At 38.6% G+C, this 15,885-nt stretch carries 21 protein-coding genes; 11 read left to right on the forward strand and 10 right to left on the reverse strand.

What is annotated here, in order from left to right; translation table 11 throughout:
• The first annotated feature begins 46 nt into the window (after positions 1–46).
• Both JOC77_RS12045 and JOC77_RS12050 read left to right on the forward strand, forming a co-directional pair.
• Positions 47–760: a DUF459 domain-containing protein gene (locus JOC77_RS12045; RefSeq protein ID WP_204543618.1), complete on the forward strand. Its 714-nt coding sequence runs from the start codon at positions 47–49 to the stop codon at positions 758–760.
• A 96-nt stretch (positions 761–856) separates the two neighbouring features.
• The gene (locus JOC77_RS12050) at positions 857–1,408 is read left to right on the forward strand and encodes a M15 family metallopeptidase (protein ID WP_338047221.1); all 552 of its coding nucleotides are present in this window, start codon (positions 857–859) and stop codon (positions 1,406–1,408) included.
• Between the two features lie 69 nt (positions 1,409–1,477).
• Here JOC77_RS12050 and JOC77_RS12055 read toward each other — a convergent pair whose 3' ends face one another.
• Positions 1,478–1,900, reverse strand: coding sequence for a pyridoxamine 5'-phosphate oxidase family protein (locus JOC77_RS12055; RefSeq protein WP_204543620.1), 423 nt, complete (start codon positions 1,898–1,900; stop codon positions 1,478–1,480).
• A gap of 150 nt (positions 1,901–2,050) precedes the next feature.
• On the opposite strand from JOC77_RS12055, the gene JOC77_RS12060 reads away from it, so the two are divergent.
• The 3 genes from JOC77_RS12060 (at position 2,051) to JOC77_RS12070 (ending at position 4,927) form a co-directional block, all read left to right on the forward strand.
• The gene (locus JOC77_RS12060; protein WP_239558729.1) at positions 2,051–2,782 is read left to right on the forward strand and encodes a gamma-glutamyl-gamma-aminobutyrate hydrolase family protein; all 732 of its coding nucleotides are present in this window, start codon (positions 2,051–2,053) and stop codon (positions 2,780–2,782) included.
• A 210-nt stretch (positions 2,783–2,992) separates the two neighbouring features.
• A complete protein-coding gene (locus JOC77_RS12065; RefSeq protein WP_204543622.1) occupies positions 2,993–4,486 on the forward strand; it encodes a UDP-N-acetylmuramoyl-L-alanyl-D-glutamate--2,6-diaminopimelate ligase in 1,494 nt (497 codons plus the stop codon).
• A gap of 114 nt (positions 4,487–4,600) precedes the next feature.
• Positions 4,601–4,927 (forward strand): DUF3243 domain-containing protein, encoded by a 327-nt coding sequence (locus JOC77_RS12070; protein ID WP_204543624.1) that lies wholly within the window; start codon positions 4,601–4,603, stop codon positions 4,925–4,927.
• A gap of 31 nt (positions 4,928–4,958) precedes the next feature.
• On the opposite strand, the gene JOC77_RS12075 is transcribed toward JOC77_RS12070, so the two are convergent.
• Positions 4,959–5,537 (reverse strand): ElyC/SanA/YdcF family protein, encoded by a 579-nt coding sequence (locus JOC77_RS12075; RefSeq protein ID WP_204543804.1) that lies wholly within the window; start codon positions 5,535–5,537, stop codon positions 4,959–4,961.
• Between the two features lie 31 nt (positions 5,538–5,568).
• Positions 5,569–6,354 (reverse strand): GNAT family N-acetyltransferase, encoded by a 786-nt coding sequence (locus tag JOC77_RS12080; protein WP_204543626.1) that lies wholly within the window; start codon positions 6,352–6,354, stop codon positions 5,569–5,571.
• A 418-nt stretch (positions 6,355–6,772) separates the two neighbouring features.
• Here JOC77_RS12080 and JOC77_RS12085 point away from each other — a divergent pair, with 418 nt between their 5' ends.
• Positions 6,773–7,306, forward strand: coding sequence for a DUF2179 domain-containing protein (locus JOC77_RS12085; protein WP_204543628.1), 534 nt, complete (start codon positions 6,773–6,775; stop codon positions 7,304–7,306).
• Positions 7,307–7,371: 65 nt separating this feature from the next.
• Here the strand turns inward: JOC77_RS12085 and JOC77_RS12090 are convergent, their stop codons facing one another.
• From JOC77_RS12090 to JOC77_RS12115, 6 genes are all read right to left on the reverse strand, one after another.
• Positions 7,372–8,031 (reverse strand): ABC transporter permease, encoded by a 660-nt coding sequence (locus JOC77_RS12090; protein WP_204543630.1) that lies wholly within the window; start codon positions 8,029–8,031, stop codon positions 7,372–7,374.
• Entirely contained in the window at positions 8,031–8,954 is a 924-nt protein-coding gene (locus JOC77_RS12095; RefSeq protein ID WP_338047222.1) for a glycine betaine ABC transporter substrate-binding protein, read from the reverse strand. Before JOC77_RS12095 ends, JOC77_RS12090 begins: the two co-directional genes overlap by 1 nt.
• A gap of 16 nt (positions 8,955–8,970) precedes the next feature.
• A complete protein-coding gene (locus JOC77_RS12100) occupies positions 8,971–9,615 on the reverse strand; it encodes an ABC transporter permease (RefSeq protein ID WP_204543632.1) in 645 nt (214 codons plus the stop codon).
• A gap of 1 nt (position 9,616) precedes the next feature.
• Complete coding sequence (locus JOC77_RS12105; RefSeq protein ID WP_204543633.1) at positions 9,617–10,783, reverse strand: ABC transporter ATP-binding protein; 1,167 nt, start codon at positions 10,781–10,783, stop codon at positions 9,617–9,619.
• A 212-nt stretch (positions 10,784–10,995) separates the two neighbouring features.
• Complete coding sequence (locus JOC77_RS12110; protein ID WP_204543635.1) at positions 10,996–11,316, reverse strand: hypothetical protein; 321 nt, start codon at positions 11,314–11,316, stop codon at positions 10,996–10,998.
• A gap of 131 nt (positions 11,317–11,447) precedes the next feature.
• Positions 11,448–12,272 carry a glycerophosphodiester phosphodiesterase family protein gene (locus JOC77_RS12115; RefSeq protein ID WP_204543637.1) on the reverse strand — a complete coding sequence of 275 codons (825 nt, stop codon included), beginning with the start codon at positions 12,270–12,272 and terminating at the stop codon, positions 11,448–11,450.
• 182 nt (positions 12,273–12,454) lie between these two features.
• Here JOC77_RS12115 and JOC77_RS12120 point away from each other — a divergent pair, with 182 nt between their 5' ends.
• The 5 genes from JOC77_RS12120 (at position 12,455) to JOC77_RS12140 (ending at position 15,215) form a co-directional block, all read left to right on the forward strand.
• Positions 12,455–12,601 carry a hypothetical protein gene (locus JOC77_RS12120; RefSeq protein ID WP_204543639.1) on the forward strand — a complete coding sequence of 49 codons (147 nt, stop codon included), beginning with the start codon at positions 12,455–12,457 and terminating at the stop codon, positions 12,599–12,601.
• A 453-nt stretch (positions 12,602–13,054) separates the two neighbouring features.
• Positions 13,055–13,273 carry a DUF1659 domain-containing protein gene (locus tag JOC77_RS12125; RefSeq protein WP_204543641.1) on the forward strand — a complete coding sequence of 73 codons (219 nt, stop codon included), beginning with the start codon at positions 13,055–13,057 and terminating at the stop codon, positions 13,271–13,273.
• Between the two features lie 31 nt (positions 13,274–13,304).
• Positions 13,305–13,523 (forward strand): DUF2922 domain-containing protein, encoded by a 219-nt coding sequence (locus JOC77_RS12130; RefSeq protein WP_204543644.1) that lies wholly within the window; start codon positions 13,305–13,307, stop codon positions 13,521–13,523.
• A gap of 70 nt (positions 13,524–13,593) precedes the next feature.
• Entirely contained in the window at positions 13,594–13,743 is a 150-nt protein-coding gene (locus JOC77_RS12135; RefSeq protein ID WP_204543646.1) for a YvrJ family protein, read from the forward strand.
• A gap of 158 nt (positions 13,744–13,901) precedes the next feature.
• Complete coding sequence (locus tag JOC77_RS12140; protein ID WP_204543648.1) at positions 13,902–15,215, forward strand: MFS transporter; 1,314 nt, start codon at positions 13,902–13,904, stop codon at positions 15,213–15,215.
• A gap of 101 nt (positions 15,216–15,316) precedes the next feature.
• Here JOC77_RS12140 and cspD read toward each other — a convergent pair whose 3' ends face one another.
• A complete protein-coding gene (gene cspD, locus JOC77_RS12145) occupies positions 15,317–15,520 on the reverse strand; it encodes a cold-shock protein CspD (RefSeq protein WP_101641245.1) in 204 nt (67 codons plus the stop codon).
• Positions 15,521–15,885 lie beyond the last annotated feature (365 nt).

A 15,885-nucleotide genomic window follows, 5' to 3' on the forward strand; every position in this document is an offset into this window, starting at 1 on the left:
ATAAAACGAAAATACTAACTTATATTTCAGTCAGAAAGGAAAAGCTATGAAAAAGTTTAATTTAATTATCCTTCCCATTTTAGTGATCATTGCCGGTTTGGCGGCTTATATCCTTAATAAGCCAGAAGAAGAAAAAAATGAAAAAGTCATAACTGCTCTGGGAGATTCCCTCACATATGGCCTGGGAGATTCTAAAGGGCACGGATATGTAACATCGCTTCAGAAAAAATTAAATAAAGAACATCCTGATCAAACGTACAATGTAAAAAGCTTTGGGGTAGTGGGACAAGAATCAGGCGGTCTATTGAAGAGACTGTCTGATCCAAAGGTCAGTAAAGCGGTGCATAATTCGGATTACATCATTGTATTTATTGGGACAAATGATCTTGTAAACTCTTCTAAAGGCAATGATTTAAAAGGCCTGCCACCCAGAAAGCTTGAAGAAGCTAAACAAAATTATTTGGAAAACCTGGATCATATTGTAGATACGGTGGAGCAATTAAATCATGATGTTCCCATCATCCTATTAGGGTTGTATAATCCTTATCCTAATAATGGGGAGAAAATAGAAGCTTATATAGATGACTGGAATCAGTCGGCAAATCAGTTAGTTAAAGATGAAATGCGAATTACTTTTATTTCTACCAATGATTTATTTAAAGGAAAAGAGAAAAAAGATTATTTCTATGATTCACTTCATGTAAACGATAAGGGATATGATTTAATTGCAGAAAAAATTATAAATAGTTATCGATTTTAGGAAGTCCTGGGCTGCAGCGGACTTTCTTGTGTGAATTTGCCCAAAGATGATAGAATAATAGTTATATATTTTATAGGGACAGAAAGGGTTTTATAGGTGAAAACTAAACGGGCTGTATCATTATTGCTGGCAGCTATCGTAATAATGCTTATAGCATTTTATTATAAACAGCAACCCGGACCGGTTTCATCCCCTGAACACAATGCGAAATCAATGCCTGTCGAATTACATCCCGTCGTAAGCGAAAAAAAAGATGAGTTGATTTCCGAGTCAGCGAAATATGGAATTACCATTGTAATTACTGATGGCTTTCGCAGTATCGAGGAGCAAAATAAACTGTATGAAAAGGGCAGGTCTGGCTCTGGCAGTATTGTGACCAATGTGCGCGGAGGAGAATCCTTTCATAATTTTGGCCTTGCTTTTGATTATGCTTTGAAGAATAAATCTGGGCAGGTTATTTGGGACACGGGGTATGATGGGAATGAGAATGGTCGATCAGATTGGTTTGAAGTCGCTGAGATCGCTAAAGATATAGGTTTTGAATGGGGAGGAGACTGGGAGAAGTTTAAGGATTTCCCCCATTTACAAATGACATTTGGGCTGTCGATTAACGATCTAAACAGGGGAGAAAGGCCGGAAGCCATATAGAATAGAACGAAAAGGGATAGCTATTTGAAAAGCCATCCCTTTTTTCTATTACAGCGGCCATGGAGAGCTTTAAAGCTCTAGAGTCTGAGGTGAGTTATCCTTATAGTTCATCAGGCGTATCATAGAAGGCTTGATTTCTAATACAATATAATCCGGATCATCCTTGCCTTTAAACCACGGTTTAAGGTGTTCATTCCAGAGTTTTTCCTTTAAATCCGCATCATCTTTTATAACGGCTTCTCCTTCGATTTCGAGGTAAGAATCACCAAACCCTTCACCCTGGTAGCCAAGTAAAATATGGACGTATGGGTTGTTATCAATTTCATCTGCTTTATGAGTGTCCTTGCTGGTTGGAGTATATAAGGTAAGCTCGCTGTTAAAGAACGTCATATAACGGGAATGCGGCTTGCCGTTTCTAACCGATGACAGAGTACCGACAGCATTCTTTTCTAGTAGTCCTATGATTTTTGTTTTTAATTCTTGTTGATCCAAGAGTACCACTCCTTTTTATTTAGTCTTACTTTATATTCCTTCTTTTGTTTGTAATTAAACGAAGAACTTTTATTGGCAGGAAAGCAGGAACATTACAAGGAATACAATACAATATAATAATATGGTCTAAAAGCAGGGGAGGAATTGAAAATGATGAATACGAGAAAACCTATCATCGGGATTACAGCTACAACTTTAGACATTTCTGGATTTGACTCTGTTTACCTTCATTATAGCTATGCAGAATCAGTCATTAGAGCTGGCGGAGTTCCTATCGTTATTCCTATTGGAAATGAGGAGCTTGCAAAAGAATGGGTCCTTATGTGCGATGGTATTCTGTTAAGCGGAGGGGAGGATATGGATCCGTTTCACTTTGGGGCTGAGCCTCATCCGAAGCTTGGAAAAGTTACTCAGGAACGAGATCAAATCGAATTGGATTTGATTCATTATGCCCGTTCGGAACAGCTTCCTATATTCGGGATTTGCAGAGGGATCCAGGTACTGAACGTTGCTCTAGGCGGGGATTTGATTCAGGATATAGAGAGTGAAAAGCCAGAGTATATCAAGCATACTCAAATAGCTGCACGTGCAGCTGCAACTCACAGTATTACTATTGAAAGAGAAAGCTTGCTACACCAAATTACAGGGAAAGATGAACTGCGGGTAAACAGCTTCCACCACCAGGCTGTTGGAAAGGTTGCGCCCTCCTTAAAGACTTCAGCAGTGTCAAAGGATGGTATCATTGAAGCCGTTGAAGCTGCAGAACCAGGCCTCGGCTGGATGCTGGCAGTTCAATGGCACCCGGAGGACATGACTGGTGTAAATCAGGAAATGAATCAATTATTTACAGAATTTATTAATGTGTGTAAATTAAACAAATAAAAGTCTAAGATAGTGGACCTATATGGCCCGCTATCTTTTTTAGTTAGGAGGACATGCAAAAATTACATAAAAAGGTTATTTTACAATAATAAATGAGAGGTTCGATATAGTTATTATAAGTGTACAGAGGGTATAGAAAGTTTGTGTTGTGTTTACCTTACAAATAAGCTGACTTTTAATATTAAAGTTACACAGACAGGAGATTGTAAAATGAAATTAGCCGAGCTGAAAGCTGCCATTGCCGGAAGCATTATACAGGACTCTGTTACGGAGGAAATAAGTATTCAGGGCTTGCAGATACATTCAGGCCTGATTAATCCCGGTGATATGTTTGTGGCTATTTCAGGCTATACAAGAGATGGGCATGAATACATACAAGAAGCAATCGAGAGGGGAGCAAGTGTAATTATAGGAGAAAAGCCGCTGCAATTAAATGTCCCCTATATTCAAGTGGAAAACAGCAGAAAAGCTCTCCCAAGGCTGGCTGGTGCTTTTTATGATTATCCTTCAAGCAAGCACAAAATGATCGGCATAACAGGAACTAACGGAAAGACTACTATATCCTATATGTTAAGACACATTCTTAATTATGCTGGTATATCATGTTCCGTGTTTGGGACCATATCTTACATCATTAATGGAGAAGAATATCCTCCCACAAACACAACTCCAGATGCCTTAAAGCTTCAGGAGCTGCTGGCGATGAGCAATGATGAATATGTAATCATGGAAATTTCTTCTCATGCTCTAGAGCAGTCCCGGATAGATGGTTTAACGTTAGATTACGCACTTTTTACTAATCTTGCCCATGATCATTTAGATTACCACCATACAATGGAAAATTATTTTAGAGCCAAGCAGCGGTTATTCAATTTCTTAAATCAAGATGGCCAGGCAATTATTAATTCTATTGATCCTTGGGGAAGAAAATTAACCTCTATATTAAAAGAAAAAAAGGTTCCTGCAAAAATAGTAGCGAAGGAAGGTAAGGGGGATTTACTAATTGAAGAACTTTCGCCTGAAGGAAGCGGTTTTCGAGTAAGCCTAAATGGAAAATCCTATCCCGTAATTCTTGCTTTTCCGGGCAAACATAATGTTTATAATGCGGCTATGTCTATTCTAACCTGCTATGAAGCAGGCATTCCCATAGAAACTATTATTGCTGCGTTAGACAGTTTTAAGGGAGTCCCGGGCCGTTTTGAGATGATTGAGCATCCATCTGGTGCCAGGTTTGTCGTAGACTATGCACATACAGAGGATGCAATAGAATATTGTTTAAACACAGCTAAAGAAATGGGAGCCCAAAAAGTGACACATATTTTTGGTTTCCGTGGCGGTCGGGATCAAACAAAGAGGGGAAATATGCTCGATGCTTCCCTCATGTACAGCGATGAAGTTTATTTGACCATTGATGACTTAAATGAAGTTCCGCTTGAAGCTATGCTGAAAGACCTAGAGGCGCTTAAACTGAAGACAAGTAGCGGTCGCGTTCAAGTTATTTCAGATCGTACAGCCGCTATTAGAAAAGCTTGGCTTCAGGCTAAAAAGGGGGATTGGGTTCTGATTACTGGCAAAGGCCCGGAGTTATATAAAGAAGACTTTCTTCTTCCAGTAAAGTCTGACTTACAAGCTCTCGAATATTTGAACCATGAATTTCAAGCTCCATATAAAACAGGTGCTCAGCTTCAAGGATTATTTAAATGATTAGATGACTAAGGAAGATATTTTGTATAAGTAATATTTAATTTTTGTATAATGTTTGAAGCATGAAAAAAAAGGATATTAAATAAACAACTTCAGAAAAGGAGATGTTTAATAATGAGCCAATTAAATGGAAACAGCAATACTGAAACCGAAGGCAGAGTGGAACAAAAACTAAACAACATGAGTGAGGAAACAAAAGAAGATATTCTTTCGAATTTTGACAGCTTTAAATCGTATTTAAGTGAAAAGGTGTCAAAAGGTGAAAGTCTTGGATTAGGTGAAGAACAGCTGGCTAAATTAGCACAAAAAGTAGCTGGGTACCTGGCTGAACATGAAGAACCTCGCAATAGAGAGGAATACTTGCTTCAGCAATTATGGAAAGCAGGCAACGAGGAAGAACGCCATAAGCTGTCACATATGCTGATTAAGCTGGTACAATAGCAGGCAAAGAGGGACTGAGTTCAGTCCCTTTTTATATTTTCCCTGTTAATAAGTATTTTGTTAATGCTAAATATTCACGTACATAAGATTTTGGTATCGTAATAAGGGGAGTTGGAGCCGGCAGCCCTTTTACGTTTAATCCCTGTTTTTCAGCCATTTTTACTGCTCTATATAGATGAAAATCATTTGTTACAAGCAAAACAGGTTCACTATGAGCTGGGATCAGTTTTTTTGTGAATGTAATATTTTCATAGGTGTTTCTTGAACGTGATTCCATGATGATTCTGGTTTCATCGATTCCTGCAGTGAGCAGCCCCTGCTTCATGGCTTCTGCTTCAGAAACAGGTTCATCTGTACCCTGTCCACCTGAAACGATTGCCTTAGTATTCTGGTTTGCAAGCAGGTAGGCGGCAGCAGCATCTATCCGGGATTGAAGGGAAAGGCTGGGCCCATCTGTTTTAACACGTGCACCAAGCACTATGATGTAATCTGCATCCTTAGGGACGGGTTTATGAGAGTATTGATATATTTTATATTGTAGAATGGCACAATATAGGAGTGCTGCTGCTCCTGATAAAAGTAACAGTTTTAATCCTTTTTTTCTTTTAATTTCTGTTCAGCTCCACTTCATGTATCTTTTGCTATCTAAACATAGTCCATTTTCCGATATCTTTGAAACCCAGCCTGTGGTATATGCTGCCAGCTGCCGGATTGTCGTAGAATAAGCATACTATTTTATTTTCATTTTCCATTAAGTCTTTCAAGAGGGCTTTTAAAGTTTCAGAAGCATACCCTCTATTTCTGTATTCAGGATGTGTACACACTCCAACAACCATAGCGGAGAAAGAATTTTCAGCAGCAGTTGATGAACAAGCTGTCATTTTTCCATCTTCTTCTATATAGTATGTTCTACCCGTTTTCGATTTCATTGCCTGTACAAGTATCTCTCTTCTGGAAGGTGTAATGGCAAATTCTTTAATCGTACTTCTTAATTGCATGATTCTGTCGACATCTTCAAAGCCTGCGATCTGTACTGATTTTGAAGCTGAGGTCCCAGCAGCAGGGCAGATGCGGCATTCAGCAAAGTACATTTGTTTTTTCTCGCCAAGGTTCAAACCTTCAAGGGATTCAAATTGTGCCATTACTTCAGACTTTCCAGATAAATGAATGGTTCCCTCAGCCGGGAGAAGACTGGCATACCCTGCAGCATTAAATTCTTGTTGGGCATAAACTAGATATGAGTCATGAAATCGAAGCATGATACTTATTAGATTCTGTTTTTTATCAAACTCGCCCCAGATCTGCTGGAAATCTGATTCATATCCGAATGCTTCAATATCTCCGATGATAAATAAATTAAAAGATGGCTCCTCTTTTAAGAAAGAGAAGGTTTGACCATGATCATTTTCAGTTAATCTTCTAATCATATGCAGCAGCTCCTATTTTTCTATTTATCTTAAAGAAATTTTTGGAAAGTAGCAATACTCAACTAAAGTAGAGTATGTCCGTTTTTCTCCTTCATTTATGGGTAAAAATATAGAGACTTCCTTGCCATTCTGTATCCGTTTTTTAAAATAAGGCTATGTTAAAGTTTATTGTTGTTTTTGCACTATATTGATCTTCGCTGCAGGCACGAGACTCCTGCGCGAGAATTGGGTCAAGGGAGACCCCGCAGGCGTAAACGTGAGAGGAGGCTTCCGGACCGTCCGCGGATAACAGGCAGGTTTAACAGAATGAAAATAAAAAAAGAATGAAAAAAATATAGGATCTATGATAAAATTTTATTGAAATAGTTATATTGTTCACTTGTTGTAATGTTAATTATATAGCGAGAGAGGGTTTAACTTGAAAGAAATTATCTTAATATTAATACTTCAACTGGTATATGTACCGATTCTAACTCTTCGGACCATATTTATGGTTAAAGGACAAACCCTTTTTTCTTCCCTTTTTGGTATGGTGGAATCCCTTATATATGTATTTGGACTTTCACTTGTGTTTTCAGGGGATCAGAGCGGATTAGCAATGGTGGTTTACGCAGTAGGGTTTGGACTAGGAATATTAATTGGCGGCTATGTAGAATCTTTACTTGCGATTGGTTATACCAATCTTAATGTAAAACTTGCAAATTATAATGAAGCCTTAATTAAAGAGCTCCGGGAACTTGGTTTTGGTGTTACTGTATTTGAGGGTGAAGGCAGGGATGGCAAGAGATATCAGCTGGAAATCCTAACCAGGCGTGACCGGGAAAAGGAGCTTATGAAGATTATAGAAGAACACGAGCCTAGAGCCTTTATCATTTCCTATGAACCACGAAAGTTCAAGGGAGGATTCCTCTTGAAAGGAATGAAAAAAGCAAAAGGCAACAGGAATCACTAGAGACAGGCAGTCAGCCGGCCAAATAAAAAAGCAGCTATCGAAGCTGCTTTTTTTGTTAAGTACATTTAAGGCTGGCTGGTTTTCGGTTTTGTGCTATATTTCATGTTTCTTTCCATTCTGCCAAGTATAAGGTCAGCTATGATTGCCAGGAGGCTCGCGGGGATGGCACCAACGAATATTCTCATGTCATTACGGGAGTTAATGCCCGAAAAAATTTCCCTGCCTAGTCCGTCTCCTCCGACAAAAGGAGCGATGGTTGCTACTCCGACAGCAATAACCGCCGCAATTCTTAATCCAGCCATGATAAATGGCATGGCTAATGGGAGCTGAACCTTTAACAAAAGCTGGAGGTAAGTCATGCCAATGCCGTGCCCGGCCTCAACTAAGGACTTATCTACTTGATCCAGACCAACATATGTGTTGCGGATAATAGGCAGCAGGGAATAGAGGAACAGCCCTGCAACAACCGTATAAAAACCAAGACCGAAATATACCATCAATATAGCCAGAAGTGCAAGGCTCGGTATAATTTGTATAATGTTAGCAAGTGCCAATATAAAAGGTGCGGCTTTTTTATACCGTGCACAGACGATTCCGAGGAGAGTACCTGCAATTAAAGCCAAGAATACCCCGCATACAACCATTAATAAATGCTGACCTGTGTATAAAAGCAGGAGATCATAATTTTCTTGAACATAGGAAATCATATCTTTTATTGTCTGCATCAGCTTTCCTCCTTATCATCGAGAAGGCCCTGCTGCACAAGATATTCTCTTGCAACATCCCGTTCGCTTCTATGTTCAATATCCACCTGGTAATTCAGGCTTGTCATCGTTTTTTCATCTATTTTGCCTGTGAGTGTATTTAAAATTTCTGTTAATTCAGGATGCTTTTTAAGTGTATCGTTTCTCGCGAGTATAGAAGCATCGTATGGCGGGAAAAACTTCCTGTCGTCTTTTAAGGTTTTCAAATTGTATTGAAGCAGACGTGGATCTGTTGAATATGCAAGAACTACATCCATTTTCTTGCTGGCAGCCGCTTCATAGACTAAGTTAACATCCATTGGATACGTTCTTTTAAATGTAACGCCATATGCTTTTTTAAAGGCAGGGTACCCATCAGTCGGTCTTTCCATCCATGATGAATCAACCCCGAATTTCATATTTTCTTCACTTTTCTTTAAATCTGATATCTTTTCTAATCCTCTTTGTTTGGCCAAGTCTTCTCTTACAGTTAAAGCATAGGTGTTTTCAAAACCAAGCGGATCAAACCATTTCATATCATAATATTTATTAAAACCTTTTTTGGCTTGTGAAAGAACTTCTTCGCGATCTGTTGTGGTTTTCACGGGAAAGAAATTGTTATAAATCATTCCTGAATACATCAACGACATATCAAGATCTCCGCGATCCAAGGCTTTAAGGATTAAGGAAGTCGACAGGAGATCAGGGGTGATATCCACCTGTATATCTGTCCGGTCTTCTATTAATTCTTTATAAACTGCAGCCATAATTTTTGTTTCCGTGTAGGTTGCTGCCCCGATATTTATTGTATCTTCCTTGGGATTGCAGGCAGATAAAAGAAAGATGGAAACAAAACTTACAGCGAGCATTAGTCTGCTGGCTTTTTGCATGTTATTCTTCTTCACCCCAATTATGAGTCTCTTACTCTTTTATCGTTCTGTCTTTTGAAATAAAGCCTAATATCAGGTCAGCTGCAAGTGCCAGAATAATGGCGCTGACCGTCCCTGTGAATATTAAAAAGTTATTGTTATTCGCCATCCCTGCGATGATTAAATCGCCCAGTCCTCCGGCGCCGACAATAGCCGCAAGAGTCGTCCAGCTTATTATATATACGGTTGTCAGACGGATTCCTGACAGGATATACGGCCTTGCGAGAGGCAGTTCGATTTTCCATAATCTTTGAAACGAGCTATATCCCATTCCACGGGCTGCTTCAATAATATTTGAATCAACTTCCTTAATTCCTGAATAGGTATTTCTTAATAAAGGCAGAAGGGAATAGAGGAATAAGGCTAGGATAGCGGGATTTCTGCCGACTCCAAGCAGCGGAATAAGCATCGCAAGCAGTGCAATGGAGGGAATGGTCTGAAAAATATTGGCCAGCCCGAATGATAGGGAACTCGCAAAACCATCCTTAAAGCGGGTCAGGATGATGGCTGTGCTAATCGCCACAATACAGCCAAGAATCACTGCAGAACCAACAATAATAAGATGCTCTCCAGTCCGGGCCAGAATATCCGGATATCGTTCTTTAAGAAAAGTTATATATTCAGTAATCATATTCATGTTATAAAACCTCTTCTGCCACGGGATAAACTTCAGACATTAACCGGACTATACTTCCTCTGGTTACAGCGCCAACAAGCACATTGGCGTCATTTACAACAGGAACATAGGGAGCATTGTTTTGTCCCATAAACTCAAGTGCAACTGTAAATGGATCATCCGGTTTTACAGCAAACTTAAATGACTGCATCACATCTGCAAGGACTTTTGTTTCATCACTGATTTCGCTTAGTACATTTAGAATAGGGGCATATCCCAGTAATTTTCTATTTTTATCGACAATAATTAACGAATCCACTCTGCGCTGCTCCATTAGGTTCAAGGATGAAGCGAGGCCTCGTGACGGTGATGCCGTTACAGGTTTATCTATCATCACATCTTTTACTGATGGCACTCCTTCAGCATCAAAAGAATTCAAGAAAGGATTCTCCCTATGCTCAACTAATCGCTTTTTACCGATAAATTCTTTAACAAAATCATTGGCAGGATGGCGGAGAATCTGCTCCGGAGTGCCGACCTGCACTACCTCGCCAGCTTTCATCAGCACAATATTATCAGCAATCTTAATGGCTTCATCCATATCGTGTGTAACAAAAATAATTGTCTTTTGAATGTTTTCCTGTAAGTTTGTTAATTCGTCCTGCAGCTGTTCCCGGCTGATGGGATCAAGAGCGCTAAAGGGCTCATCCATTAAAATAATATCGGGTTCTGCAGCAAGGGCGCGAATAACACCGACACGCTGCTGCTGGCCGCCGCTAAGTTCACCTGGATACCGATTTTTATATGTTTCAGGAGGGAGATTTACTAAAGAGAGGAGTTCATTCACTTTATTTTGGATCTTGTCTTCATCCCATTTTAATAATCGAGGTACAACTGCTACGTTTTCTGATATGGTCATATGTGGGAATAAGCCTATATTTTGAATCACATAACCGATTTTTCTTCTTAGCTGAACAGGATTCACACCGGTGATATCCTCACCATCGATAAATATCTTTCCCTCGGAAGGAGTAATCAGCCTATTGATCAGCTTCATCGTTGTCGATTTTCCGCAGCCGCTGGGTCCAATAAATACATGGATTTTTCCAGCTTCAAGGTCGAGGTTAATATCTGTTAGAGCCTGGAACCCGTCCGCATATCTTTTATACACTTTTTCTAATCGAATCATCGTTCTTTTTCACCCCAAAATTAATAGTAACAAGATATAAATCATTCTCTTGGCAGGAGCCAGTATCATACTTTAAGCGGCCCCGTTCAAAACAGTTTATTTTTTAAAAATATTATCATGATAAAATTGTTTACCCTGTCCCTCATATAGACAAACATAAATCATGTTAAAAATCGTTAAAAACAAAGGGGAATTTTTTATTTTAAAATAACTTAAGAGTTAGCTGTAATAAAATACCGGAAATATAATCCTAACTGTTCCCATTTTTCAGGATAGTGATATCTGAATTTAGCAACTGCATCATCTGAATAAAAAAGGAGAAACTCAAAGCGCGTTCCATTCTTTTCAAGGTCATACAATAGAGCATGAAGAATTGTATAATAATCTTTTATTTGATAGGGATTAAGCTTGATTGTCTGAAGGTTGTTTTCAGAGATATATTTCCTGATGCCATTGACCTGTGTATGCGTACTAAGTGTTTTATCCAAACCTTGAATCGTTATTCGTTCGTTAATATAATATAGACCTTCCACCATATCCTCCTAGAGAGCATAATGGGAATAAGTCTTCCCCTCAGGATAAACTTTCATACTTTTTCCTTCCGTTTGGTGTACGAGAAAAAGCCCAGTCTTCTGCAAGACGGGACCCTTAAAAGTGCATTTATTCAATGAAACAAGTCAGGATAATCTGTAATGAGGCCCTCTACACCAAAATGGCGAAGCTTTTCCGCAGCTTGTTTATCTCTGACAGTCCAAACTAGTACTCCAAGTCCAAAGGAATGGATTCTTTGTATTAGACGCCTGTTAACCATATTGATTTTTGGATTTATAAACTGAGCGAATTCAGAGATTCGTTTGATTTTCTTATTACTTAAGCCAGCCGGGTGTTTTTTTACAAGCATTCCGATTGGTATATGCGGCGAGTACTCACGAAAGGTTTTTAAAGCATTTTCATTAAATGATTGGACAATGACAGGATACTTCAGGCTGCTGGAGAATGAAACCCTAATTAATGCTTCTGCTAACTTCTTTTCAATGCCGGGATAGAGTGATGGTTTTTTCATTTCTATGATAAGACCGGCTTTCCCATTATAACGTGTAAAAATATCTTCTAAGCAGTGTATTCTCTCATTCTTGTATTGTTCATGAAACCAAGATCCAGAGTCTAAACGTCTTAAATCCTGATAAGTCCAGTTTTTCACAAAACCCTTTCCGTTAGTGGTACGATCCAAGGCTGGATCATGAATAACAACCAGCTTCCCATCCAGACTCAGCTGTATATCCAGTTCTATATAGTCCGCTCCCTGTTCAATAGATTTATCAAAGGCTGCGAACGTATTTTCAGGACAATAGCCAGATGCCCCTCGATGGGCAATAATAAAAGGCTGGCTGGGAGGTGATGCTTCACTCCTCCAAATTATTTTTTTTAAATAATTACTTAGAGAGAAACGGCTTAAAAGGGCGGTACATCCAATTCTCACAAGCTTCACTTATGATCACACCTCAAGTAAATTTTTTTCAGGGTAAAATACAAAATTCAAAATGTCAATCTGAAAGTGAATGGTCAAAAATTCTATTTGCAATTTAATTATGACAGGCATATAATTCTAGTTATTATGCAGAGTGAAATTTCATTTACCAATTAATGTCAGGGAAGAGAAGGGTAAAATATATGCCAACAGTTAATGAATTGATTAAAACCTTGCTAAAAAAAGGAATAAAAGCTGAGAAAGTCATCTCCAGAAAGAAACTGTTTGCCAGCTTACTATCTCAAAATGATTGCCATATGTTAAGTGAAAAGGCTAAAAATAAAGTTTAAAACTAGATTAGGATTGTAATAGAGGAACTGGAATAAGAAAAAGTCTAGTTGTTTTTTAGATGAACATTTCAGATAAAAAAAATTTGTGTAATTATTTAACTAAGTTAAGTTTTCTGCTGTCGTCGCATTTGTTTACTTCTATATTATTAAATGTAGAGCAGGATTAATGAGTCTTCTTCAAGGGTGCTATGAGTGCAGCTTCTCCGGCGGATGCTGGATTAAATGCACCGTGCGCAAATCCGGTTACGCTCTGATTTTGACCAGCATACATACACGAAAATGGCTGATCCTAACATCTTGGGTCAGCCATTTTTTTAATACACTACTGGACGGGCCTTGCTTGATGACAGCCTCAGTACCAAACGATACAGCAGCGGTTTTATATTACTTTTTACTGCATGCCCCTTTTTGCCTCCAGCTCTTTATATAGAGAGTGAAAGGGGGTGAACAAAGATGGCAAATCAATCATTAATCTCATCTTCATTGCAATACTCAGTTCAAGCAGGATTAAATGACAAAAACGAACCTATTTTCAAAAAGAAGACACTTCCAAATGTAAAGCCTGCTGCTACTCCAGATCAGCTTCAGCAAACTGCACAGGCTTTAGCAGGGCTTGGGAAGTTTCCACTTGCTGATGTAACAAGAGAAGATGTACAAAGCATTAATGCGTAAACATGAAAAGTAAATTAGAGGAGGAATGGAAATGGCAAAAACTTTGGAACTGGTATTTATCACAGCTGATGGCAAAAATTCGAAGATATCTGTTGAGGATCCACAAGAACCAGTTGATGTGAATGCTGTCAAACAAGCAATGGATTCAATTCTTGCAGCGAACATTTTCATGACAAGTTCAGGCGATTTGACTGCTAAGAAGAACGCCAGAGTAATCGACAGGACGGTTGAAGAATACGAAATGAGCTAATGGAGGAATGAGCCATTCTGCATAGTCTCGGGGATGGCTCTCCAAATAATTGTCTAAAGGAGGATTTGCTTTGGAGACGCTGATAACTTTTGTCAGCGAGGTAGGTTTCCCAATAGTTGTTTCTTTATATCTGCTTTATCGTGTTGAATCTAAGCTGGATATTCTCATTCAATCTATTCAAAATCTTCCCTTGCTGTTGAAAGATAAACAACTTCATTAAAGTGAAAAAAAGAAACTCATCAGTTTTGAGTTTCTTTTTATTGCTGCTTTTAAAAGATCATTATATTCATAATGCAGGGCAGTAAATAATAAATAATTAAAAAGGATTTAGGGCGTAAAAATGGAATTAGTAAAAGCAGTAATAAAAGGAGGGATAAAATGGAACCAGAGCTTGAAAAGAAACCTGTTATAAGGTCAAGGAAAGCAAGCTTGTATTTTACTCTGCCCATTATTTCGTGGGCGCTGTATGATTTTGCCAATACGATATTTTCTTCCAATATCAACACTATATTTTTCCCTTTCTATATACAAGAAGCAATCGGTAACAACGAAGTGCTTGATCAAATTGCAAGTACATTTATTTCCTATGCAAATGCTGCAGCCAGTTTATTTCTTGTTTTATTTTCACCTTTATATGGAGTGATGATCGACCGAAGCGGCAAAAAGAAAAAGTATATGATTCCATTTACCTTGATCGCCGTTGTCTCTACTTTCTTAATGGGTGTGTTTGGAAACTGGAACTCTGGGAGTACTTGGGGAGGGCTGCCGGTTTCTCTCGGCCTGGTGATTATCTTTTTTATCATAGCAAAGTTTTTTTACCATTCAAGCCTCGTTTTCTATGATGCCATGATTGGGGATATCGGAAAGAAAGAAGACCTCCCGCTTATTTCAGGATTCGGGGTTGCGGTCGGTTATATAGGTACTCTGTTAGGACTTGCGGTTTATCCGCTGGTAGGCAAAAGCGGTAACGAAGATGCGTTCATTCCAACTGCCATTCTATTCCTGCTTTTTTCACTGCCTTTATTTTTCTTATATAAAGATCCAGAGACAAGCCGGCCTGCACAAAAGCAGTCTTTTTTCTCAGGCTATAAGGAAATCTTCCACACGTTCAAGGAAATGAAAAGCTATAAAAATATCTTTACCTTTATGATTGCGTATTTTTTCTTAAATGATGCAATTTCCACCACGATCGCTATGATGGCCGTTTATGCGGGCACCGTAGTAGGTTTTTCTTCAGGCGCTTTTATTCTTTTATATTTAGTATCCACCATTTCGAGCATAATAGGGTCCTTTATCTTTGGTTACATTACGCGGGCAAAGGGAGCAAGAAAATCCATCATTTATGTAGCCGTTTTACTCCTTGTAGCACTTGCAGCAGCAGTGCTGGCACAGGACCCGCTATGGTTCTGGGCTGCAGGCAGTATGTTTGGAGTTGCTCTGGGATCTATGTGGGTAACGTCGAGAACCTTCATTGTACAGCTGACACCTGAAGAAAAAAGAGGCCAGTTTTTTGGACTTTTTGCCTTTTCAGGAAAGGTTTCTTCCATAATTGGACCATTAATATATGGAAGCATTACCTTGATTTTTGCAGATTTGGGGACTATTGCAAGCAGAATGGCCTTGGGGTCTTTAATGATTCTAACCTTAATCGGCCTAATCATTGTTGTTAGAATGAAGGAAGAGACTTCATAAGAAAACCCTGCGGATCCGCAGGGTTTTCATTGTCTGAAAAAATAAAGGACGCAGCCATGAAGGATGCATCCTAATCAGACGTTATAATTTATATGTTTGAATTATAATTTTACAACGTTTTTAGCTTGAGGTCCGCGGTTGCCTTCTTCGATTTCAAATTCAACCTCTTGGCCTTCGTCAAGAGTCTTGAAACCTTCGCCTTGGATAGCTGAGAAATGTACGAATACATCGTTTCCGCCTGGTACTTCGATGAAGCCAAATCCTTTTTCGCCGTTAAACCATTTAACTTTACCTGTTACTGTCATTCTAAAAATCCTCCTAAAAATAAAACAAAAATTTAATATGCTTATTTTATTTCTAAAAATAAAAATTCACATATTATCAAGCATCATAGCATAGCAAACTACCAATCTCCTGTGATGTTTGATAATATGCAAATTCGTTATTATTTGGTTATTCTGACTAAATTATATAATAAATGCCTAAAAATAACAAGGAAACATTGCATCTTTAAGTGAATATTCAGTTGATTTTGTTTTTGGTTATTATGATGAAATGAGAAGCTGAATTTGCACTAAGAATTGCTTATTCTGAAGTACGAAAAAATGGTATCTCTTTAAATCAAGTACAAAGCCATAACTGTGTGAGGAGCAGACTGTTTGACTTTTGA

This window comes from Peribacillus deserti (genome assembly GCF_016909175.1).
GTDB classification, from domain to species: Bacteria; Bacillota; Bacilli; order Bacillales; family DSM-1321; genus Paraperibacillus; species Paraperibacillus deserti.

Coding starts and splice junctions, on each gene's coding strand:
- JOC77_RS12045 (WP_204543618.1), top strand. CDS start 47: ATGAAAAAGTTTAATTTAATTATCCTTCCCATTTTAGTGATCATTGCC.
- JOC77_RS12080 (WP_204543626.1), bottom strand. CDS start 6,354: ATGATTAGAAGATTAACTGAAAATGATCATGGTCAAACCTTCTCTTTC.
- JOC77_RS12065 (WP_204543622.1), top strand. CDS start 2,993: ATGAAATTAGCCGAGCTGAAAGCTGCCATTGCCGGAAGCATTATACAG.
- JOC77_RS12120 (WP_204543639.1), top strand. CDS start 12,455: ATGCCAACAGTTAATGAATTGATTAAAACCTTGCTAAAAAAAGGAATA.
- JOC77_RS12060 (WP_239558729.1), top strand. CDS start 2,051: ATGATGAATACGAGAAAACCTATCATCGGGATTACAGCTACAACTTTA.
- JOC77_RS12140 (WP_204543648.1), top strand. CDS start 13,902: ATGGAACCAGAGCTTGAAAAGAAACCTGTTATAAGGTCAAGGAAAGCA.
- JOC77_RS12090 (WP_204543630.1), bottom strand. CDS start 8,031: ATGCAGACAATAAAAGATATGATTTCCTATGTTCAAGAAAATTATGAT.
- JOC77_RS12105 (WP_204543633.1), bottom strand. CDS start 10,783: ATGATTCGATTAGAAAAAGTGTATAAAAGATATGCGGACGGGTTCCAG.
- cspD (WP_101641245.1), bottom strand. CDS start 15,520: ATGACAGTAACAGGTAAAGTTAAATGGTTTAACGGCGAAAAAGGATTT.
- JOC77_RS12125 (WP_204543641.1), top strand. CDS start 13,055: ATGGCAAATCAATCATTAATCTCATCTTCATTGCAATACTCAGTTCAA.
- JOC77_RS12100 (WP_204543632.1), bottom strand. CDS start 9,615: ATGAATATGATTACTGAATATATAACTTTTCTTAAAGAACGATATCCG.
- JOC77_RS12070 (WP_204543624.1), top strand. CDS start 4,601: ATGAGCCAATTAAATGGAAACAGCAATACTGAAACCGAAGGCAGAGTG.
- JOC77_RS12130 (WP_204543644.1), top strand. CDS start 13,305: ATGGCAAAAACTTTGGAACTGGTATTTATCACAGCTGATGGCAAAAAT.